This window comes from Leptospira wolffii serovar Khorat str. Khorat-H2 (genome assembly GCF_000306115.2).
Classification (GTDB): domain Bacteria; phylum Spirochaetota; class Leptospiria; order Leptospirales; family Leptospiraceae; genus Leptospira_B; species Leptospira_B wolffii.
The window spans coordinates 411,060-430,896 of record NZ_AKWX02000020.1 but is presented as its reverse complement, the minus strand read 5'-3'; the positions used below and the strand labels follow the sequence as shown (position 1 = coordinate 430,896).

The 19,837-nt window shown below is 43.9% G+C and carries 17 protein-coding genes; 5 read left to right on the top strand and 12 right to left on the bottom strand.

Annotation, left to right across the window (positions count from 1 at the left end; genetic code table 11):
- Nucleotides 1–20: 20 nt before the first annotated feature.
- A complete protein-coding gene (locus tag LEP1GSC061_RS15230) occupies nt 21–902 on the bottom strand; it encodes a hypothetical protein (protein ID WP_016546726.1) in 882 nt (293 codons plus the stop codon).
- Between the two features lie 75 nt (nt 903–977).
- On the opposite strand from LEP1GSC061_RS15230, the gene LEP1GSC061_RS15225 reads away from it, so the two are divergent.
- The gene (locus tag LEP1GSC061_RS15225) at nt 978–1,532 is read left to right on the top strand and encodes a nucleoside triphosphate pyrophosphatase (RefSeq protein WP_016546545.1); all 555 of its coding nucleotides are present in this window, start codon (nt 978–980) and stop codon (nt 1,530–1,532) included.
- Between the two features lie 20 nt (nt 1,533–1,552).
- Here the strand turns inward: LEP1GSC061_RS15225 and LEP1GSC061_RS15220 are convergent, their stop codons facing one another.
- Nucleotides 1,553–1,774 (bottom strand): hypothetical protein, encoded by a 222-nt coding sequence (locus LEP1GSC061_RS15220; RefSeq protein WP_016546367.1) that lies wholly within the window; start codon nt 1,772–1,774, stop codon nt 1,553–1,555.
- Nucleotides 1,775–1,877: 103 nt separating this feature from the next.
- Between LEP1GSC061_RS15220 and holA the strand changes: the two genes are divergently transcribed.
- On the top strand, nt 1,878–2,981 hold the full coding sequence (holA, locus tag LEP1GSC061_RS15215) for a DNA polymerase III subunit delta (RefSeq protein WP_040508949.1): 1,104 nt from the start codon (nt 1,878–1,880) through the stop codon (nt 2,979–2,981).
- Here the strand turns inward: holA and LEP1GSC061_RS15210 are convergent.
- The gene (locus LEP1GSC061_RS15210; RefSeq protein WP_016546082.1) at nt 2,926–3,822 is read right to left on the bottom strand and encodes an AAA-type ATPase lid domain-containing protein; all 897 of its coding nucleotides are present in this window, start codon (nt 3,820–3,822) and stop codon (nt 2,926–2,928) included. The genes holA and LEP1GSC061_RS15210 overlap by 56 nt on opposite strands.
- Before the next feature lie 8 nt (nt 3,823–3,830).
- Entirely contained in the window at nt 3,831–5,408 is a 1,578-nt protein-coding gene (locus tag LEP1GSC061_RS15205) for an LIC10012 family protein (RefSeq protein ID WP_040509243.1), read from the bottom strand.
- A gap of 134 nt (nt 5,409–5,542) precedes the next feature.
- Between LEP1GSC061_RS15205 and LEP1GSC061_RS15200 the strand changes: the two genes are divergently transcribed.
- The gene (locus LEP1GSC061_RS15200; protein ID WP_016546658.1) at nt 5,543–6,097 is read left to right on the top strand and encodes a lipoprotein LipL21; all 555 of its coding nucleotides are present in this window, start codon (nt 5,543–5,545) and stop codon (nt 6,095–6,097) included.
- A gap of 158 nt (nt 6,098–6,255) precedes the next feature.
- On the opposite strand, the gene lenA is transcribed toward LEP1GSC061_RS15200, so the two are convergent.
- Nucleotides 6,256–7,014, bottom strand: a complete 759-nt coding sequence (gene lenA / locus LEP1GSC061_RS15195; protein WP_016546754.1) for a lipoprotein LenA — start codon at nt 7,012–7,014, stop codon at nt 6,256–6,258.
- Between the two features lie 434 nt (nt 7,015–7,448).
- On the opposite strand from lenA, the gene LEP1GSC061_RS15190 reads away from it, so the two are divergent.
- The gene (locus LEP1GSC061_RS15190; protein WP_156844568.1) at nt 7,449–8,639 is read left to right on the top strand and encodes a hypothetical protein; all 1,191 of its coding nucleotides are present in this window, start codon (nt 7,449–7,451) and stop codon (nt 8,637–8,639) included.
- A 12-nt stretch (nt 8,640–8,651) separates the two neighbouring features.
- Here the strand turns inward: LEP1GSC061_RS15190 and LEP1GSC061_RS20880 are convergent, their stop codons facing one another.
- Nucleotides 8,652–9,830: a multiheme c-type cytochrome gene (locus tag LEP1GSC061_RS20880; RefSeq protein ID WP_198014272.1), complete on the bottom strand. Its 1,179-nt coding sequence runs from the start codon at nt 9,828–9,830 to the stop codon at nt 8,652–8,654.
- 120 nt (nt 9,831–9,950) lie between these two features.
- On the opposite strand from LEP1GSC061_RS20880, the gene LEP1GSC061_RS15180 reads away from it, so the two are divergent.
- Nucleotides 9,951–11,345: an SH3 domain-containing protein gene (locus LEP1GSC061_RS15180; protein ID WP_016546224.1), complete on the top strand. Its 1,395-nt coding sequence runs from the start codon at nt 9,951–9,953 to the stop codon at nt 11,343–11,345.
- On the opposite strand, the gene LEP1GSC061_RS15175 is transcribed toward LEP1GSC061_RS15180, so the two are convergent.
- From LEP1GSC061_RS15175 to dnaN, 6 genes are all read right to left on the bottom strand, one after another.
- Entirely contained in the window at nt 11,346–12,296 is a 951-nt protein-coding gene (locus LEP1GSC061_RS15175; RefSeq protein WP_016546779.1) for a tRNA dihydrouridine synthase, read from the bottom strand. It lies immediately after the preceding gene.
- Nucleotides 12,293–14,806 (bottom strand): DNA gyrase subunit A, encoded by a 2,514-nt coding sequence (gene gyrA, locus LEP1GSC061_RS15170; protein WP_016546825.1) that lies wholly within the window; start codon nt 14,804–14,806, stop codon nt 12,293–12,295. Before gyrA ends, LEP1GSC061_RS15175 begins: the two co-directional genes overlap by 4 nt.
- Nucleotides 14,807–14,836: 30 nt before the next feature.
- Nucleotides 14,837–16,747: a DNA topoisomerase (ATP-hydrolyzing) subunit B gene (gyrB, locus tag LEP1GSC061_RS15165; protein ID WP_016546846.1), complete on the bottom strand. Its 1,911-nt coding sequence runs from the start codon at nt 16,745–16,747 to the stop codon at nt 14,837–14,839.
- Between the two features lie 88 nt (nt 16,748–16,835).
- Nucleotides 16,836–17,297 carry a DciA family protein gene (locus tag LEP1GSC061_RS15160; protein WP_016546725.1) on the bottom strand — a complete coding sequence of 154 codons (462 nt, stop codon included), beginning with the start codon at nt 17,295–17,297 and terminating at the stop codon, nt 16,836–16,838.
- Entirely contained in the window at nt 17,294–18,391 is a 1,098-nt protein-coding gene (recF, locus tag LEP1GSC061_RS15155; protein ID WP_016546246.1) for a DNA replication/repair protein RecF, read from the bottom strand. The genes LEP1GSC061_RS15160 and recF overlap by 4 nt, the downstream gene beginning before the upstream one ends.
- 9 nt (nt 18,392–18,400) lie before the next feature.
- Nucleotides 18,401–19,522: a DNA polymerase III subunit beta gene (gene dnaN / locus LEP1GSC061_RS15150; protein WP_016546395.1), complete on the bottom strand. Its 1,122-nt coding sequence runs from the start codon at nt 19,520–19,522 to the stop codon at nt 18,401–18,403.
- Between the last annotated feature and the right edge of the window lie 315 nt (nt 19,523–19,837).

Below are 19,837 nucleotides of genomic sequence, written 5' to 3'. Positions count from 1 at the left end.
GAGAACTTTCTCATTCTTCCTTATTTTTTACCGGAAGCGGGTTCGCCCGCTTTGGAAGAATCCGATCCGGAAGATTTGTCGCTCTCCGGAATTTTTCCTTTCCTTGATTGATAAACACTCCGGATGGCTTGCTTTTCTTTCTCGCGATTCTTCTCCTCGGAGTCGTGCAGTAGTTCCAGACAATCGTCCCAGTAAGTGACTTCATCCTTAGCCAAATAATCCGTCTCGAGTACTCGATTCTTAGAAAGCTTGGCTTCTGATTCCAGCTTTCCTTCTTTGGCTTTTTCCAGAAGAATCTTGGCTTTGTATAATTGCAAAAGCCCCTGCTTCGCAAAGTATAAATTCTGCCCCTGGTTGCCGGACTCTCTTTCTAACTTCGCCGCAAGCCAAGTATCCCTATAGATCTGCAGATGCTTTTCCATCACGGGAACGTATTGTCTTCCTTGGGCCTCGGTATCCATTTTCAGATCTACGACTTTGGGTTGGATTTCCTTTTCCAAAGCCTCCGACTTATTAAAAACTTCCTTCGCTTGGGTCTCCGCCAACTGGTCCAATTTGCTCTTCAAAGTCTGGAATTGATTTCCAGCATTGTCCCATTCTCCCCTTTGAAAGGAGGACTCTCCCCTGGAATATTCTCCCAATAGACTTTCCCAATCGTTTTTCTTTCCGAAGTTCAGTAAGCTAGTTCTCAAATAACGCAAAGCCACCCAAGTTTTTTTACGAAGAGAATAGGCCCTGGATTTTGGATCCGCATTCGGATTGGGAGCGGGAGAAGAAGGTTGGACTGTCGAACTATCTTTAGTCGCCGGCTGTTTATTTTCCTGGGTGAATCCGGGAAGCGATATGAATATAAGAAAAAACGAAATCGTAAAAACGAGTTTACTGGATAAGATTCTGTTCAAATGAGTATCCGTCCCTTCAACCAGGGATAATCGGAAAAGGAGTGCCTGGCAAGGCTTTTCTTATAACTTGGGTATATGCTCATCCTCCGGTCCCAATCTCCCAGACGAAAGGCGATCCTAGAATCTCTCGGTTTAAACTTTCGAATCGAAGTCATGCCCGTGGACGAGTCCAGTTTCGAATCGGAAAAACCTTTGGATTATTTGGAAAGAGTGGCTCTCTCAAAATTAGGTCCTCTCAACCAAGACCCCGAATCTGTATTGGTTTCCTCGGACACCATCGTGGTTTTCCAAAACGATATCCTGCAAAAACCGAAAGATGAAGAAGAAGCGTATAGGATGATATCCTTACTGAACGATAATGTTCACACTGTGTATTCCGGACTAGGAATCCGTACCGAAGGAAGAGACATTTTCGATTACGATTCTTCCCAGGTGCTTTTTCATAATTGGAGCAAGGAAGAAATTCGAAAATACGTTCGATCTAAGAAGCCGTTCGATAAAGCGGGAGCTTACGGAATCCAAGATAAAGGATCACCCGCAAAAAGTTTCGAAGGGTCTTACACGAATATACTAGGTTTTCCGATTCGGAAATTCTTCCGACATCACGGTATTTGGTCCGAATTTTTGTGAGAAAACGATTTCGTTTCGAATTAAACGTACAAATCGAAAAGTTGTCCCTTGGAGTTAGAAGGACCGGATGCGGAAGCTTCTCCTTCCGGCCCGTAGAGACGAAGTGATTTTCCTATATCTGAAAAATCCCTTTGGCGAATCGGTTCGATCGCGGAGACTTCGGAGCGATTCAGGATCGGTTTGATATAAGTAAGGTATTCTTCGGGGAAAGATATCCTTTGTACTCCGTCGCTGATTCTCATACGCCTTAGTCCTAGGATTCTTATCGGCGGGAAATTCCTTCTCCTTTAGAAAATCTTCAGCTCACCGGCTTGACTTCCGGCCGATCCGGATCATTCTGCACCCATGACGACCAAAGAGGCAGGCCCCTCTTCCTACGAGAACCTCATCGACTTTCTGCATCGGGTAAAACCTGTCGCGGACAGCCTTCCTCAGGTTCTTTTTGTCGTTTCCCAGGATTCTTACGAATTCGGAGTCGTAAGCGACCTATACAAGAATGCTTACAAGAAAAGTTCGGACCCTTACGAAATCGTAGTCTTTGTGGCGGAGCCGGGGGATTTGGAAAACTTCCAGAGCGAGGCCATGAATTTGGACATGTTCGCCGATCGGAAATTATTCATCATCAAATCCGGTCTAAATTTTTTTAAACCCTGGGTCGGCAAAACTAAGGCCAAAAATTCTCCCAAATCGGGCGGATTTTCTCTCCCGGATTCCGTTAAGGTAATCGTTCATTATGATCATTGGGATGTACCAAAAGAACTTTTAAGTGTGTTCGGTCAGAATGTAGCGTATTTCAAGTCTCCTAAACTTTTTCCGGACAAGAGAAAAGAAGCCTTTCTCAGGGCATGCAAAGAAATCGATATCAAGCTAGACGAAGAAGCCGAAGAGGAATTTCTTCTTAAAGTTAGCCCGAGCGCTGGCGCCTATATCAAGAATCTGGAGAAGCTGAAATTATATCTGGGCAAAAAGAGTTTCTCTGTGTCGGATTTACGGGAGGTCCTCTTCCAAAGTTCCGAATTCAGTTCTTCCGAGATCCTTGACTTTTTCTTTGAAAAGGATTATATCCGATTCTCCCGCGAATTCTCCAAATTCAAAATAGGTAAGGATTCGCTTTTGATTTTCCTTTCCCTTCTCAAAGACGCTTTGGACAGATTGCGGATTTATAAAGTGATCTTTCGACATTACGACAAGGTTCTAAGCGAGAAAGAACAAGCCGAGTTACTGGGAATAGAAAGTTATTCTCCCGGTAGAAAAATGCACACTTTCAAAAGGCTCAAGAAGGAGAATTCCTTATTTTCCGATTTGGAAATGCAGGAACTTTACGAATTTTTATTAGAGATGAACCAAAGAATCAAAACCGGTGCGGAAAAAGAGGACACGGTTTATTATTTTCTCACAAAGGTGCAGGATTTTTTTCATCGTTCGAATCGAACAATCCGAACTCGGTGATCTTTCGATAGATCGTTCTCTCCGAAATTCCCAGAATCCTCGCGGCCTTTTCTCTGTTTCCGTTCACCAGAATCAGATTCCTACGGATGATCTCTCTTTCGTAATCCCGGAGAGTGATTCCGGTTCTTACCGTTAATTCCAGGCCATCCTTGTAATGCGTTTCGAAAAGCTCAGGAGGAAGATGTTTGGTATCCAGAGTCTTTACATTATGCATGGAAACCATTCCTTCCAACAAGTTCTTGAGTTGGTGGAGATTTCCGGGATAATCGTATTCCAAAAGAAAACGTCCCAATTTTTCGGAGATCTTAATATTCTTGCGATTGTATTTTTTGCCGATCAGATCCAAGAAGATCCGAGTTAAGGGAGGAATATCCTCTTTTCTGTCTCTAAGGGTAGGCAATCTCAACTGAAGAGTTTGGATTTCCAAGAATAGGGACTCTTGCAATTTTCCGGACTTTACTTTTTCGTTCAGATCCGGCGAATCGGAGAGAAGGTATCGATTCTTTCCTTTTTCGTTTCGTATCTTTTGGAGCAATTGTACTTGGAGACCGGGACTCAAATTGGAAAAACCTTCCAAGTAAATCGTATTGCCCGCTTTACCGTCTATCTGCGAAAAGAGTTCCGCAATCTCCGTCTCGGATTCGGGGGCGGTAAAATCGTACACATAGAATTTTGGAAATCGCTCTTTGCAAAAAGAATGAAAGACCGCGCCGAAGAAACTCTTTCCCGTCCCATTCTCCCCGATGAATAGCAGAGGCAAATCCGAACTAGCGGCCTGCTTTGCACGCTCCAGGAGTTTACGAGTTAACGGGGATAAGGCGATAAAATGAGATTCTTCCATCGTTCAACCTACGGGAGGGAAAGTTCTAATATCTCACCCCGAATCAAACAATCAAAATCGGATTTTTCCGTATTCTGAAAATAATTCCTGGCAACGGAAGGATCGCATTCCAACGTTCTCGCCGGGGCATAGGGATACTGTTCCACAGAATCCGGTATTACTTCGACCCCTTCCGAAGAAAAAGCGGACGAAAGAAACCTGACTCGCCAGATTCCTTTTTTTCCCTCTGCGAATCCGTTAGGAGACGGAATCCGTATCCAAAAGGCTTTGGCCCCGGATTTCATAAGAAGTTTCGGATAATTGGCAAAGTATTCGGAATTGGAATTTTGATGAACCACCTTGGCGAATTGGCTGGAGAAATTGCTTCTTACAGGCTCCGAAGAAAGGATTCTTTCGTTTTTAATTTCCGAATAAATCGACGCTAATCCCCAAGGATTCAAAGCGTCTCCTAGAGAATATTTTCCGGATAACTCCACCTTCTCCAGATCGCTTTCCTCTAAATTTGCGGTAGAATCAGCGGTTTGCGAGGTTGTATATAATTTACCGTTTCTATAAACGAGAGTCTTGGCATCTCTTGGCGTAACGATTCGTTGATAATAAACGATCTCTCGAAATTCCGCCCCTCTTTTGGCCGCCTCCTTATGTTCCCTTCTCGCCTCGGGACCCGAATAAGAAGAATATAAAATGGAGATATTCGCACTCGATTGCTTTAAGCTTTCAATGGCCGCCCCGTATCCTCTTCCGGAATCCGAGTTTTTGGCATTGGTTAGAATCGTTACAGCGTATTGCTTCCTTCTTCCCGGAGTTTCTTCCGAAGAAAGAACTCTTTTTAAACGGAGCAAAGCATTCGAAAGGTCTTCCGTAGTAGTCTTTCCTTCGGATTTAAAATCCTTCCATTGACGAAAGAACTCGCTGCGAGAAGATTCCGGATAAACTTTAGAATTGCCCGCTCCTGCCACCACTAAACGAAACTTAGTCTCTGGCCGCCAAGAGATGGCCTCCAATTGCGACATAAATTCCTTTCTTTCCGGAGCATAAGAGTAAGCGGCATCCAATACGAAAACTTGGATACGAGGCGTAGCAGAAGCTTGTTCTTTAGGAGTGTCTTTTTTCTTTTTCTTAGGAACCAAAGGAAACGAATCCCGGGTCAACCTTTCATACGTTTCGAAAAGATCTCTTTTGCCGATCGCGGAATACTCCTGCATCTGAAATAAATTGCAGTCGTAAACGGATCGATCGATTCGGATCTTTTCCTGAATCTCTAACACATCTCGAACCACATAATCGACTTTTGTTCGGTTACAGTTCTGCTTGAATTTGTCCCTTGGAACGGAGGGGACGAGATATTCTTTTGCCTCTGGATTTAAAGAGCTGGAAAATTCTTCCCGGACCTGTAATGCATAGCCGTTACTCGCGTAGAATTGCGCAATTCTCGCCAATTCGAACGGCTTTTCTCCGGTTCCTTCCAGAAATTTCGGAGCCGGACCCTCCCAAGAGCCCGGTAAGAATAGGACCGTCGTCGCTATTGCGTCGTTCGTTGCTAAAATTAGCAGAGTAGAAAAGAGAATTAGGAAATTTTTTGACAATTGTGCGCCGCGAATAAAAACTTTTTTCCAAAATGCATGGCCGCTTTTAAAATTAAAAGGCTTCATTAAAAAATGGCTTGCGGAATCCGTTTATCGGATATATTCCTCAAATCCATCTGATCAAGGAGAAAATGATGATCAAGAAACTAATCGCTATTTCGATTTTTGCTATTCTTGCAACCTATTGCGGAACCAACAACGCACAAAAGGACGCAACCTCTGTAGGTGACGGAGGATGGTCTTTTGAAGGTTGGGGTGGTCCACCAGAGCAAAGAAACGACGGAAAAACTCCTAAAGACACTAACCCGAAAGATTATTACTACATGAAGTTCTCTTCTCGTGCATCTACTAAAGCTGTTGCTAAAAAAAGCCCGGCTATGATGCAGTCTACTTGCCGCGAAGCTTCTCGCCTCCAAGGCGCTTCCGATGTGGTTAAGAAAATGGTTGGTGAAACCGTAGAATCCGCTTCCGGAGTTTCCGACGGTGAAGCAACCGCTTCCGTTATCGTTTCTCAATCTGCAGGTGTCGTAAAAGGAGTGGGAGTTTACGAGTGTAAAGCTTCCGGAGCCGGTTCCGATCCTAGCGACGTTTCCAAAGACAACTGGGAAGAATGCCAATGCGTAATCTACGCTAAATTCCCCGGCGGTCGTGACGCTCTCGTTGCAAAAGCGCAAGAAGTCGGAAAATAATCCAACTTTCTCTTAAGAGAGATAAAGCCCTCGTTCCTTCCGGAATGGGGGCTTTTTTATTTTGCGGTACAAAAAAGCCTCGGTTGCTTTCGCTCCCGAGGCTTCAGATTAATTAGTCCTCCGAATGATCGATTCGAAGGGCTGGAATGAGAGAAGCTTTATTCCAAAACCAACCCGTGTTCGGTCGCCAGGTTAGTTGCGTCTTCCTGGAATTGGTCACCTTTCTCCACAACAGTTTTAAGAGCTGCCGCTGCGGCCTTTTTCAGTTCATCTTGCTTAGCGGGCTCGGTCGCTTTTTCCGCTTCCAGAATCTTATCACTAGCTGTTTTTAAGTTTCGAATACTATCTGCGAGCAAAGGATTACTGGAAATTCTGGACAGATTCGGAGAAGAAGTCTGGATCCAAACATCGTAGAAGCTATTCAACTTACCGCCTTTCAAAATGGAAGCGCTGCAACGAACTTTTGCGAAATCACCGTTTGCTTCCGACTCGAAACAAGACATCCCTTTTTCGAGTTTGCCTTTAGTAGGAGAGGTTAAGGAATTCTTCGCATATACGGAATCCCCTTCCGCTATGATGAAGATAACGTCATCGAAGAAATTCTTTGCAAGTGCGAATCCCTCTTTTCCGTCGACGGTTTTCATTTTCAAATATTCCGCGCTGGTCTTATTTCCCTTTGCGTCCGTGCTTTCATGGTTTACCAGTTCCAATCCGGTCACTTCCTCGTTCCCATATACTAAGGAAACTTGGTCGGCCTTCTCGGCGGTTCCCGGTTTCTTATAAATCCATTGATTCCATGCGGAATATTTCGTTCCGACGATTTGAGCAACCGGTGCCTCTTCCTGTTTTTTGCAAAAACCGAATAACAGTATTGAGGCTGCTAAGATAGCGGTTGGAATTTTCTTACCTAATCTCATTGAGAGCTTTCTCCTTTGGGGAATCCATTATGTGCCGATTCTCTGAAACCATTGTCAATCTCATTCTTTTCCGAAAGAAATAAGGAATCGGCCCTTCTCATCTAATCCGGAAAGTCATCCAAATCGGTCAATTTTTCCCGAAGTATTTCCCTTCTTTATGGTCAAACGCCGCTTTTTCCAGAATACGATTTGGCCGGAATTTACCTAAAAGCGGATAGTTTCACTAATACCAAGTTAGAATGAAATCCCGCGCTTACCACATCCTCTTCCTATTGGCAATTTTTCTAAGTTGTTTCCGCTCGAAGCCGATCGGCCTTGGAATCGTTAATTCCTATCGGCTAACGGTAACAAAAGGATCACAGTCCGTCCAAATTCCAAGAGGTTCGGAGTTCGAGATCCTTGCCGCTACCCAGGAAAAATCGACGTCGGACGATTTGAATAAGAACGTCTACCTGGTCCGGTTTGAGGGGGAAGAATACGCTCTTAAAGATGCGCATATCGAAGAAGAATTTACCGCAATTTTATTCGCCACCGAATCTCGTTATGCGGTCGTTGCCGCTTCCGATTTGAGAATGTACGATAAACCCTCCCTTTTTTCCGATGCGCGATCTAGATTAGAATTCACAAGCTATTATAAAATTCTTGGGAGAAGTCCCGATTATTATGATGGGCGAGAGAATTATTATAATTGGTTACAGATTCTTTCACCTGATGGAAAGATCGGCTACATCCAGGATCGCGGAATACAAGAGTCTGAGGATCCGCAAGCTCTACTTAAGACGGGCTACCTGCGCTACCCGAGTAACGGTTGGATTAAAATTGCCGATCCAAACAAGCCGAAATTTATCTGGAAAAACGGAGTACTCAAACCCTTCGGAACGGTTCCTAGAATTTCTCTAGGAATTGCATCTTATAATGAAATCGTTCGAACCGTTACAGGAGACACCTTTTATCGCATCGTGGGCGGGACGGACGCTTATACCAGTGACGAATATTCCATTACGGATACCGGATATAAATTCTACATCGCCGGAGAAGATTCTAAAGTATATTTAAGTTATCTGGATTTCAGTTTGGAGCGGAAATGCTGGAAACAACCCGAAAAGTTAACCGAGGCAATACTGAAAGGCTTCCAAGGCCAGAATATAGATCTTTGCAACACTTCCGTGAAATCTTTCGATCTTCCGATCGGAAGGGTCTTCTATGTTAGCTTTTTCCTTCGATCGCCGATCCTCCTTCCTGCAAATACTAACAAAATTCGAAACGGAGTCGGAAAAACCGTTTCCGATTTCATTTTTATTCCCGGAAAGGACGGTTACTATTCGGAACAATTTCATAATAAGGAAATTAAATGGGTCGATTTCGACCAAGACGGATTACCCGAATTATTCGTGAAAGGGAATGTTACAAGGGCTGGACTTCCGGATTACTCGGTATATGAAATCAGAGCCGATCGACTCGTCCGTATATTCCAAAAAGATGTTTCTCCGGAAGGTTGCTCGACGGTCGAGGTGAAAAATAGAAAACTCGTTTATATCGATTCTTGCGGGAGTAGAAACGGAGGAAAGGATCCTCTTATACGAGAGGTCTATTCGTTTTCTAAAGGAAAATTCGTAAAAGAATAGAGAACGGGATTATTATCCCATATCTCCTTCCTTAAACCGATCCCGTCCTTCGATTCTTATTCGGCTTTTTAAGATCCTATGCTTGGAATCGGATGGTTTCAGCGGAGAGAATATTTTCTCCACATCGTTGAGATAATCGATCCACAGTTCTATCTTAATATTTTGCGGACGGTCATCGACTTTCAGATAGAATTCTTTCCAGGAGTTTCGCTCATTTCCGATTGGAGGAGGAATCCTTGTGTCGGATTCTAAGACTTTAGGCGCATCCGAGATATTTCTCTCATTGGGATACTTGTTTCGGTACAGTTTCCTTAGAACGAATTCTTCCCTCAATCTTCCCGAATCCGAAAATACTTTCAAGCGGAGAGTTCGAAACAAATCGCCGGTGGGAAACGAGTGTCCTATTCCTTGGGAAACGACTCGAATTGCAATCGTCTTGGAACCTAAATATTCCGCTTGTACATCCAAACTTTTTCTAAGTGAAGATAGAGAATGTCCTCCTTGGAAAGAATGACTTCGGCCGGAATCCGGAGCTACATGACAGTCTATGCAATCCGATTCCTGCGAGATTCCGGAAGAAGACCATTCATCGAATGTTCCTTGCATATTTAGATCCGAATACACGACTCCCTTTTCCGGTTTCATAAGAGACTCTGCATTCGGGAAATTAAACTGATGGCAGGACTCACAGAGCTTTGCTGATCCGAAATCTTTTACTTGGGAATATTCATGAAAAAGAATACTATGGGACACTTCCGGCGTTCTAGATACGATGATTTTTCCGCCTCTCACATGGCATACGTTGCAAGAAATGCCCTCCGTATTCAGGTACAGTTCTTTGCCGTTGCGCAAAGGTACGTGACAATTTTCGCACCATTGCATGGGTTCTAACGAGAAGCTATGACGATAGATTTGGTTGGTATGAGCCTCTTTGTGCCTGGAGGCGGACCAATTTTGATAAACCGTTTTATGACAGGTCCCGCAATCTTTCGCGGTTTTTAAGAGCTTTCCCGTTCTAGGATTTCGGATGGAATCTTTTTCCGGATCGAAGGCTATAGGGGCCAATCCTTTGTTGAAACCTAGATTTTTTTGTAAACTCCCGACTTCAGGACGAGGAGAAGAATAGATTAACGATAGAAAGACCCCGAAGAAAAGAAGGGAGATAGAACATCCCACCAGAGTCGGTCTCATTCCCATATCAATTTAAGATTTATTGTAACAATCAAGTGATTTCGTTTTGGATTGACGATTTTTTAATCAAGGGAATCCTAACGGATGTTTTGTCATTTTCCAATTTTGTAGGAAAGATTTATGCGCAAGTTCTCCTTTAAAGTTTTCATGATTCTCATCACGGTATACGGCGTATATGCCTGTGCCTCTACCCCGATCGGTTTCGGATATGTCAGCCAAAAGGATGTGAAGGTATACGCAAAACCATCCTTGAAAAGCGAAGTTCTATTCGCGTTGGATAAAGCCAAAAAATACGAGATTCTAGGAGCCGATATCCAGGACAAGGACTCCTCCTTAAAACTCTTATGGCTAAAGGTCAAACAGAGCGAACAGGTAGGTTATGTTTCCCGGGAAGAAGAAAGTATTAGGAATTCCGTATCTACATTCTTCCCCGTGTTGACCAATAAATTCGGTCTTGTAACCGCCACTCAATTGATGCTCAGAGAGACTCCGGGCGTCAACGGAAAGGTATTGGGTAAATTACAAACCAGAGAGATCGTAGAACTACAAGAGGAGCAATCTAAGCCCGTATCCATAGACGGTATGACGGGCACTTGGGCGAAAGTAAAAACCAAAAACGGTCAGACAGGATTCGTTTTCACTGCCTACGTGATGAGAGATGCGAGTCCGGAAATATTGGCTAAAACCAAAGACCTTAACTTGCCGCAAACCGGCTGGGCTTACTTGAGAAAGGAGCCTAAAAAGATATATAATTATACGAATGGAAAATTGATCCCATCCGACGATGTTTCCTATCATCTAACGGAAGGGAGCTCAGCTTTCTTTAATCAGAAGCTAATCACTGAACAAGGAAAGGTTTACTTTCATGTCTATGGAGCGGACGGATCCTCCGAATATGATTCTTATGAAGGCGGTAATTCCGTTGCGTATTCAGGCTTCCTTCCGGCGGATATTTTGGATACTTATCCTTCCATCGTAAGATTGCAACTATCTCGATATAAAGGAGACAAATCCAGGGAATTGCTAGAAGCTATCGGAGCCGCCTTAAATGGTGAGGCCGATTTGGATAATGTGATAGTAACCGATTATAATTTCGGAAAGAAGAAACTTTTCGAAGTAGAGACGAAGATAAAGACTTATTATGTTAAAAGCAATGAATCCGCGACGATTAAAATACTATTATTCAAAGACGGAGCAAATTACTCTACCATATACAAAGGAATCGGAGATGCGAAATTTGAAGACATGGATGGAGACGGCATTTACGAAATACTAGCCACCGAATCGGAAGGCAGATCCGGTTCCATTAGTCAAACTCTCTATCGCTTCAACGGTTCCAAGTTCGAGACTCTGGCTACTTATTCTAGGTCCAGTTACGGCTCTAATTGTGGACAAATTTCAATTTATGGCTCCGAACTCCACAGAAATAATGACAATTGCCATAAAGAAGATGAGAAGCTTTATTCTCCATTTCAGTTCAAACTTAAAAGAGGAAAACTCGTTCCCGTAGAATGATCAAGCAAAGATGGGTTCTCTGAGTCCCGCTTTCAAAAGTTGGGCCAGAGATTCCGGGTTTTCAGCCTTCAGGATTTCCATCCGGCTGGCAGCAAATTCTTCCCGGCCTTGGATATATCTCACCAAATGCTTCCGAAGAAGTAGTACGCCTAATTTATCGCCGAAGGATTCTCTCATCAATTCTAGATGAGTTAGTGCAACGGATACGATTTGTTCTAAGGAGAGTGTCTCCTTGAGTTGGTTCGAGAAAATCCAAGGATTTCCGATGGAATTCCTACCCACCAAAACTCCGTCCACGCCAGACTCTTGTTTTCGGCGAACCGCTTCCTCATAGGAACTCACGTCTCCGTTTCCGAAGATGGGAACTTTTCTCGCCGCTTTTATATCCGCGATCGCATCCCAATCCGCTTTTCCAGAGTAACCCATCTCTCTCGTCCTGCCATGCACGGATATCGCCATGACGCCGGATTCTTCTAGGATTCTGGATACTTCCATATAATTTCGGGATGTATCGTCCCAGCCCAGGCGGATTTTCGCAGTCACCGGAATATCCAGTGCCTTTCTCATTTCTTCTATTATTTTTCCTGCATATATGGGCTTACGCAAAAGACCCACGCCGGATCCGCGCATAGATACGTTTCTAGCGGGGCATCCCATATTCAAATCTATGATATCCGGGTTCAACTCTCGGATTCTTTTTGCCGCATCCACGATGATTTCGAGTTTATTGCCGAAGATTTGGAAAGTGATCGGCCTCTCTTCTTCTCGAAAATTCAAAAGTGATAATGCTTTTTTAGATCCTACTGCGAGACTATCCGTAGAAACGAATTCCGTGTAAGAAAAGGCCGATCCGAAGCGACGGACTATAGTGCGGGTCGGACTGTCGCTAATCCCGGCCATCGGTGACATGGCCAACCATCCGGGAATCTCGACTGTTCCGATCCGAATCATTTTTCCTTACTTTCTCGAATCACCGTGAAGTCTTGGACCTTATCGTTATCTTTGATATCGACGACTCTCACACCTACGGCGGTTCTTCCCATTTTGGAGATCTGATTCGCTTCGGTTCGTATCACCATTCCTTGCTGGGTCACGAGAATGATTTCATCGTCTTCTCCGACGGACCCGACTCCGACCGCTGCCCCGTTCTTATCTCCGACTTTGAGGAAAGCCATTCCTTTTCCACCACGACCCTTGGTTCCGAATTCTTCGAAGCCCAGACGTTTGCCGTAACCGTTTTCGGAGATCACGAATATATCGTCTCCTTCTACGACTTTGGAAAGTCCAACGATAGAATCGTCATCGGAGAGTCTCATCCCTGTAACACCTTGTGCGGTTCTTCCTTGAGCTCGGATAGCATCCATTTCGATACGTAAGGCCTGTCCGTTTGCGGAGAAGATCATAAAATCGTCTCCCTTCTGGACGGATACTACGGTGATCAATTCGTCCCCGTCTCGTAAACCGATGGCGATGATTCCGGATTTCTTTACGTTTCCGAATTCGGAGAGTTCCACTCTCTTGATGAATCCTTTCTTGGTCACAAGAAGAAGGTCCTTCTCCTTATCTTCCGCTCTGAATGTGAAGACTGCGGATATGTATTCTCCCTCGCTTAAGCCGATAATGGCCTTTAAGGATTTTCCTCTCGCCTCTTTCGAAGCCAACGGAAGTTCGTAGGCCTTCATCATATAGACCTTTCCTATATTAGAGAAGAACATTACATTATCATGAGTCATTGCAGACTTCATGATTTTAACGATATCGTCCCTTTTTTGAGAAAGTCCCTGGATTCCCTTACCGCCTCTTCTCTGTCTTTTGAACGTATCTAAGGGAAGTCTTTTTACGAACTGATCGTAAGTGATTTGGAGAACCATTTCTTCGTCGGCGATCAGATCTTCCGCGTTGAAGGAAGAGGATTCTACGCTTTCCAGACTGATATCTGTCTTGCGTTTGTTTCCGAATTTATCCGACACTTCCTTGAGTTCCGTGCAAACGATCTCGGCGACACGCCCCGGTTTCGCCAGAATATCCTTATAATCTAGAATCAAGAGACGCACTTCTTCTAACTCATCTATAACCTTTTGGACTTCGAGAGAAGTTAAGCGTTGTAGTCTCATCTCTAGGATCGCATCCGCTTGGACATCGGAGAGAACGAAACGATTCATTAACTCTTGTTTGGCTTCTGCGGCGTTCTTAGAGGCGCGAATCACCCGGATCACTTCTTCGATATTCTCGAGAGCGATTTTCAATCCTTCTAAGATATGTGCCCTTTTTTCGGCCTTATCCAGATCGAACTGGGTTCTTCTAACTATGACTTCTTTTCTGTGAATGGAGTAGGAAACTAAGATTTCTTTCAGGTTGAAAATCTTAGGTTTGTTATCCAGAATCGCAAGCATCGTGATCCCGAAACTCACCTGTAGTTGAGTGAGCTTTAGAAGTTGATTCAGGATTACTTGAGCATTCGCATCCTTCTTAATATGGATCTCTACTCGGATTCCTTTTCTGTCGGAGAGATCCAGGATTTCGGAAATTCCTTCCACCTGCTTTTCGTTCACAAGCTCCCCGATTCTTTCCAATAAGGTTCTCTTATTGACCTGATACGGAATCTCGGTGATTACGATGACTTCCCGACCCTTCTTATTTTCCTCTATCTCCACCTTAGAGCGGATTCGAATCGAACCTCTTCCCGTATGATAGGCGGAAAGCAAACCTTCTCCGCCTATGATGATCCCCCCGGTCGGAAAATCCGGACCCGGCATGATCTTTAATAATTCAGGAATCGTAATATCTGGATTCTCAATAACCGAGATTACGGCCTGGATGCATTCCTGGAGATTGTGCGGAGGAATGTTCGTAGCCATCCCCACTGCGATTCCGGAAGAACCGTTGACTAACAGGTTAGGAAAGTTTGCCGGAAGAACGTCGGGCTGCTGTTTCGTGTCGTCGAAGTTTGGAGAGAAGTTTACGGTTTCCTTCTCTATATCTCTTAAGAGTTCTTCCGCGACTTTTTCGAGCCTAGCTTCTGTATAACGATAAGCGGCAGGATTATCTCCGTCGACGGATCCGAAGTTTCCTTGCCCGTCGATCAAAGGGACGCGAAGGGAGAAATCCTGAACCATACGAACCAAGGCGTCGTATACGGCGCTATCCCCGTGAGGGTGATAATTACCGATGACCTCCCCGACGATTTTAGCGCATTTCACATAAGGACGATCGCTTCTCCATGCACGTTCGTTCATAGCGTGAAGAATACGCCTATGCACGGGTTTTAATCCGTCTCTAACATCCGGAAGCGCGCGACCTACGATTACGCTCATCGCGTATCCTAGGTAGGCCTCCTTCATCTGGTCTTCAATTTCGACCGGAATCACCCTGACGCCGTTTTTCAGCGCTTCCCCGATATCCGGACGGGACGTCGGACTGAAACCTAGGGTTTTCGATTCATTCTCCATCTCTTGGCTCATTCGATTTTAGAGCTCCCTTTTATCTGTCTTTTAAAGATCCAGGTTGGCGACTTTAGCCGCATTCACTTCAATAAATCTGCGTCTCGGGACGACCTCGTCGCCCATTAGGATATTGAAGGTGTCTTCGGCTTCCACGTAGTCGTCCAATTTAACCTTAAGCACTACACGCTTTTCCGGATCCATAGTGGTTTCCCATAATTGCTCGGGGTTCATCTCTCCGAGTCCCTTGTATCGTTGGATCACGGCCTTATCAGTGCCTATGGACTTCAGATATTCTTCCTTCTCTTTATCGGAATATAGATAAGTGGCGACCTTGCCGTGACGTATCAGGTAAAGAGGAGGCTGGGCGACGTAGAGGTACCCTCTCTCTATGACCTGTTTCATATAACGAAAAAAGAATGTAAGAAGGAGGGTACGAATATGAGATCCGTCGATATCCGCATCAGTCATAATGAAAATCTTATGATAGCGGATCTTATCGACATTGAATTCGTCCTCTCCGATTCCCGTCCCGAGCGCGGAAACCAAAGTACGAATCTCTTCGTTTCCTAAAATCTTATCCAATCTGGATTTTTCCACGTTCAGAATTTTACCTTTTAAAGGAAGAATAGCCTGATAATTTCGATCCCGGCCCTGTTTCGCCGAACCGCCCGCCGAATCTCCCTCGACTATATAGAGTTCGGATCCGGCTGGATCTTTTTCGGAACAATCCGCCAGTTTTCCGGGAAGACCTCCGCCTTCTAAAACGGTTTTACGACGAGTTAGATCTCTCGCCTTACGTGCCGCTTCCCTGGCCTTCGCAGCTAATATACATTTTTCTAATATTTTCTTAGTAACCGCCGGGTTCTCTTCGAAGAATAGGGACAAACCTTCTCCGGTAAGAGTTTGCATGATTCCCTTTATCTCTGCGTTCACCAATTTTTCCTTGGTTTGGGAGTTGAACTGAGGTTGAGGAATCTTTACGGATATGACCGCGGTTAAACCTTCTTTTAAATCGTCCCCGGATAGTGCGGTTTGCTTTTTGGAAAGCTGTTGGTCCTTTTTTAGATAATCGTTTAGAGTACGAGTGAGAGCGGCACGGAAACCTTCCAAGTGGGTCCCGCCCAGGTTATTATTGATATTGTTGGTAAAGCAGAATATATTTTCCGAATACGTATCGGAATATTGGATGGCGATCTCGGCCACCACATCGTCCTTATTCCTTTCAAAATGAATGGTTTTATGCAAAGGATGCTTGTTTTCGTTCAGATATTCTACGAAAGAAACAATCCCACCGTCGAAAAGGAAATCATGGCGATCCTGCTCCGACTTTCTTTTGTCCTGAACGATTAGTTTTAGGCCCTTATTCAAAAAGGCTAATTCTCGAAATCGGGAAGTCAAAACGTCGAACTGAAACTCGGTAGTGGTAAAAATACTGGCATCCGGTTTAAATCGGACGACTGTTCCTCTATCCGAAGATTCTCCGATCACGGTAACGGGACCTTGGGGAACTCCCCTGGAATATTTTTGTTGGTGAATCTTTCCTTGCTGATAAACTTCCACTTCCAACCAATCAGAAAGAGCGTTTACAACAGAAACCCCCACACCGTGAAGACCGCCAGAAACCTTATATGCGTCGTTTTCGAACTTACCGCCGGCGTGAAGAATCGTCATAACGACTTCAATGGTGGAGATTCCCTTTTCAGGATGGATAGCCGTCGGTATTCCTCGACCGTTATCCTTAACCTCGATTATATTTTCGGGAAGAATGGAGATGGTGATCTCATTGCAATGGCCGGCCATTGCCTCGTCAACAGAGTTATCCACGACTTCATAAACCATTTTATGAAGACCTGTCTCATCCTGGGTTCCGATATACATCCCTGGACGCTTGCGTACAGCCTCTAATCCTTCTAGGATTTTGATCTGACCTGCGCTATAACTGCTGTCTGTTTCGCTCATCCAGTCCTCCGGAATCTAGGAATAGTTTTCCTGAATTCGCCAGAGACGCAAGGAAATTCGGTAGGATTACTAGAAAGAATAGACTCGACTATAGGTATTCGATGAGATCCAAAAGCCTCTTTTTTGCGATCGGATCCGTTTCTTTTTCGGCTAAAGAAACCAGATCTTGTTTGCCTTCCAGTCCGGTTTTTTGGACGCTTGGCTGAGGACTTTTGGAGTCTTTTCTAGACACATTTCCGATTCTAACTTCTATTTTCTTAACCGTATTCTCTTTTAGATAGCGATAGCAATGATTCAAAATTCTCTTTTTTAAAAAGAGAATCTCCTGCTTATAAGCTGCGTGAGAAGTAATCACGATTAATGTGTCGTCTTGTATGGAAAAGGGCTCCGACTGATTCGCGTAAATCGGCCCGATTATGTCCGGCCAGCGTTTTGCAAGCGTTTGGACTGCGATTTTCGCATATAAACTTTCTTCGGTGAATCCCAGTTCTCCTAGCATCGCTCGGAATTCTTCCGAACGAATTTTATGAGGAAGATTTTCGGAACTCATAGATGGGCCGTAACCAGTCCGTTTTTAACGGTAAAAATCTGTTTCTCATCCTCGAGTCTACCGACGTAATCCGAAATTCCTTCCAAATCCGTCGTGGTGAAAAATGCCTGTCCTGAATTCAAAACCAAATCCACGAAATATTCTCTTCTTTTTACATCCAATTCTCGGATCACGTCGTCTATGAGAAGAATAGGGGTACGGTTTAAGCGATTCCTATAATACTGGAAAGCGGCGGATTTTAAGGAAATAACCGTGCTTCGCTTTTGGCCCTGGGAGGCGAAATCCATGATATCGCGATTGTCCTCTCCTACAAAAAGATCGTCCCTATGGATTCCTACGGAGGTGTATCCTAGTTTGCGATCCCTAGATAAGTTTCTGGCAAGCACTGCTCTAAAATGTTCTTCGTCCGTGAAGCTTGGACGATATTCGAGCAGAAGATTGTCTCTTCCTCCACTTAACTTCTTCAAATTCTCCCTATAAATAGGATCGAAATCTTGAATGAAGTCTTTTCTCTTCCGAAAAATAGACATTCCTTTTTCTATCAATTTCTGGTTCCAGACTTCGTAGAGGCCCTGATCGGAAGAACCGCTTTTTAAAAGAGCATTCCTTTGCTTTAGGATGCGGTTGTATTCTATTAGATCGTTCAGGTAAGAAAGATCGATCGAAGAAAGTAAGCTATCTAGGAACCTTCTTCTTTCAGAAGGACCTCCTTCCACGATAATTAAATCCAGAGGAGTCATCAAAACCGTTAAAAACTTACCTAGAAGTTCCGAACGTTTCTTCACTTCTTCTTGGTTGTATTTTAATTTTCTTCTGCTTACCGGCTTTTTGGAGAATCCGAGTTCGTAACTCTCTCTTTTGCCGTCCCGATCGACTTCCGCTTTGATATAGTATCCGTCGGAATTCCAACGAATCAGATTTCCTTCCTCCGACTCACGAAAGCTTTTCAACCAAGAGATCATGGAGATCGCTTCTAAAAGATTGGTTTTACCTTCTCCGTTTTCCCCTACAAAGAAAATAAGCCTGGAATGAAACTCCAAGCTTACCTGTTCGTGATTACGGAAATTCAGAAGCCTTAGGCTTCGTAAAAACACGGTAGTCTCTTATATTTTCATCGGCATGATAACCGATATGAATTCCGGATCGGAAGGATCCTTAAATACCACTGGAGAACTGGAATCGCTGAACTCTATCTTGAATTCGTTATCGTCTATGGATCTGAATACTTCGGATAGATATTCGCCTTTGAATGCGACGGTGATCTCTTCTCCTGAATATTCTATCGGCATGTTGATACTAACCTCGTTCACACCTTGGGTCTGGGCATAAAAATTGAGATTATTATTGGAGAAGGTCAAACGAATCTGACGAGTGGGTTCTTCCGCAGCGATCAAAGCCTGGCGCAGATAGATTTGGAAACTTTCCTTAGGTATCACCGCGCTGAACTTGGAAGACTTAGGAATTACCTGTTCGTAGTTAGGGAAATTCCCTTCGATCAGCTTACAGAGTAATTCGATATGATTTGCATTAACATAGATTTGATTGTCTACGATACCGATCTTACCGACTTCGGCAGTGCCGATCATTTTGGATATCTCGCGAATAGCCTTTGCTGGAATAATAACCGGATCCTTGAACTTCAGAGGAGTCGCTAAGGTTCTCTCTATTTTGCAAAGTCTTCGACCATCGGTTACCGCAAATACGAGTTTGTCCCCTTTAGGAACCATATACAATCCGTTAAAGATATATCTTTGATCCTCATGAGCGATGGCATAACTGGTCTTGCGGATCATCTCCGCGAATACTGAAGTAGGAAAATCGGAGACGATAGAAGGATCCACTTTGGAAATCGTTTTGATTTCTTCCGCATCCATTCCGTTCAGTTTATTTTTATAATCGTTCTTCTTGGTTGCGTCCGTGATATAAGTGATCGTGGAATCCGCTTCCGTTCCTTCGGTGGATAACAAAGCTTCTTCAAAGTGAATCGTTTTAAAGATACTAGAAAGTTGTTTTGCGGGAAGGGAAATATTTCCCGCTTTGGAAACTTCTGCATTTAATGAAGTTTTAATAGAGATTTCCAAATCGGTCGCGGATATGGAAACCGAAGATTCCTCCGCCTCCAATTTTAAATTGGAAAGAATGGATCTAATTTCTCGAGCTGAGATAACTCCTTCTACGGCGTGGATCGCTTTCAAAAATTCGGATGTGTTTACCTTTATCTTCAATTTGCTTTCTCCATTCAAATTAATGGTAAGTTATATATATCTATCTTATATGTACTGTTATTGTACTTGTACATGTGCGTATGTACATAAGAGTCATAAGTCTTGAGATAAGGGAAATATGTCGCATTTATATTGAAAAGTACAATTTCCAAGAACCGAAAAAAACTACTGTTTATCTGTTATACTTACGCTCATTTTCATTCTTATAAGGGACAATAATTTTGTCTTATGTCTTATTTAGACCTTATAGATATGAAATACACGAGTTATTTACATACTATACCCAGCTCTATGTCGGATAAGCTGAGCTATTGA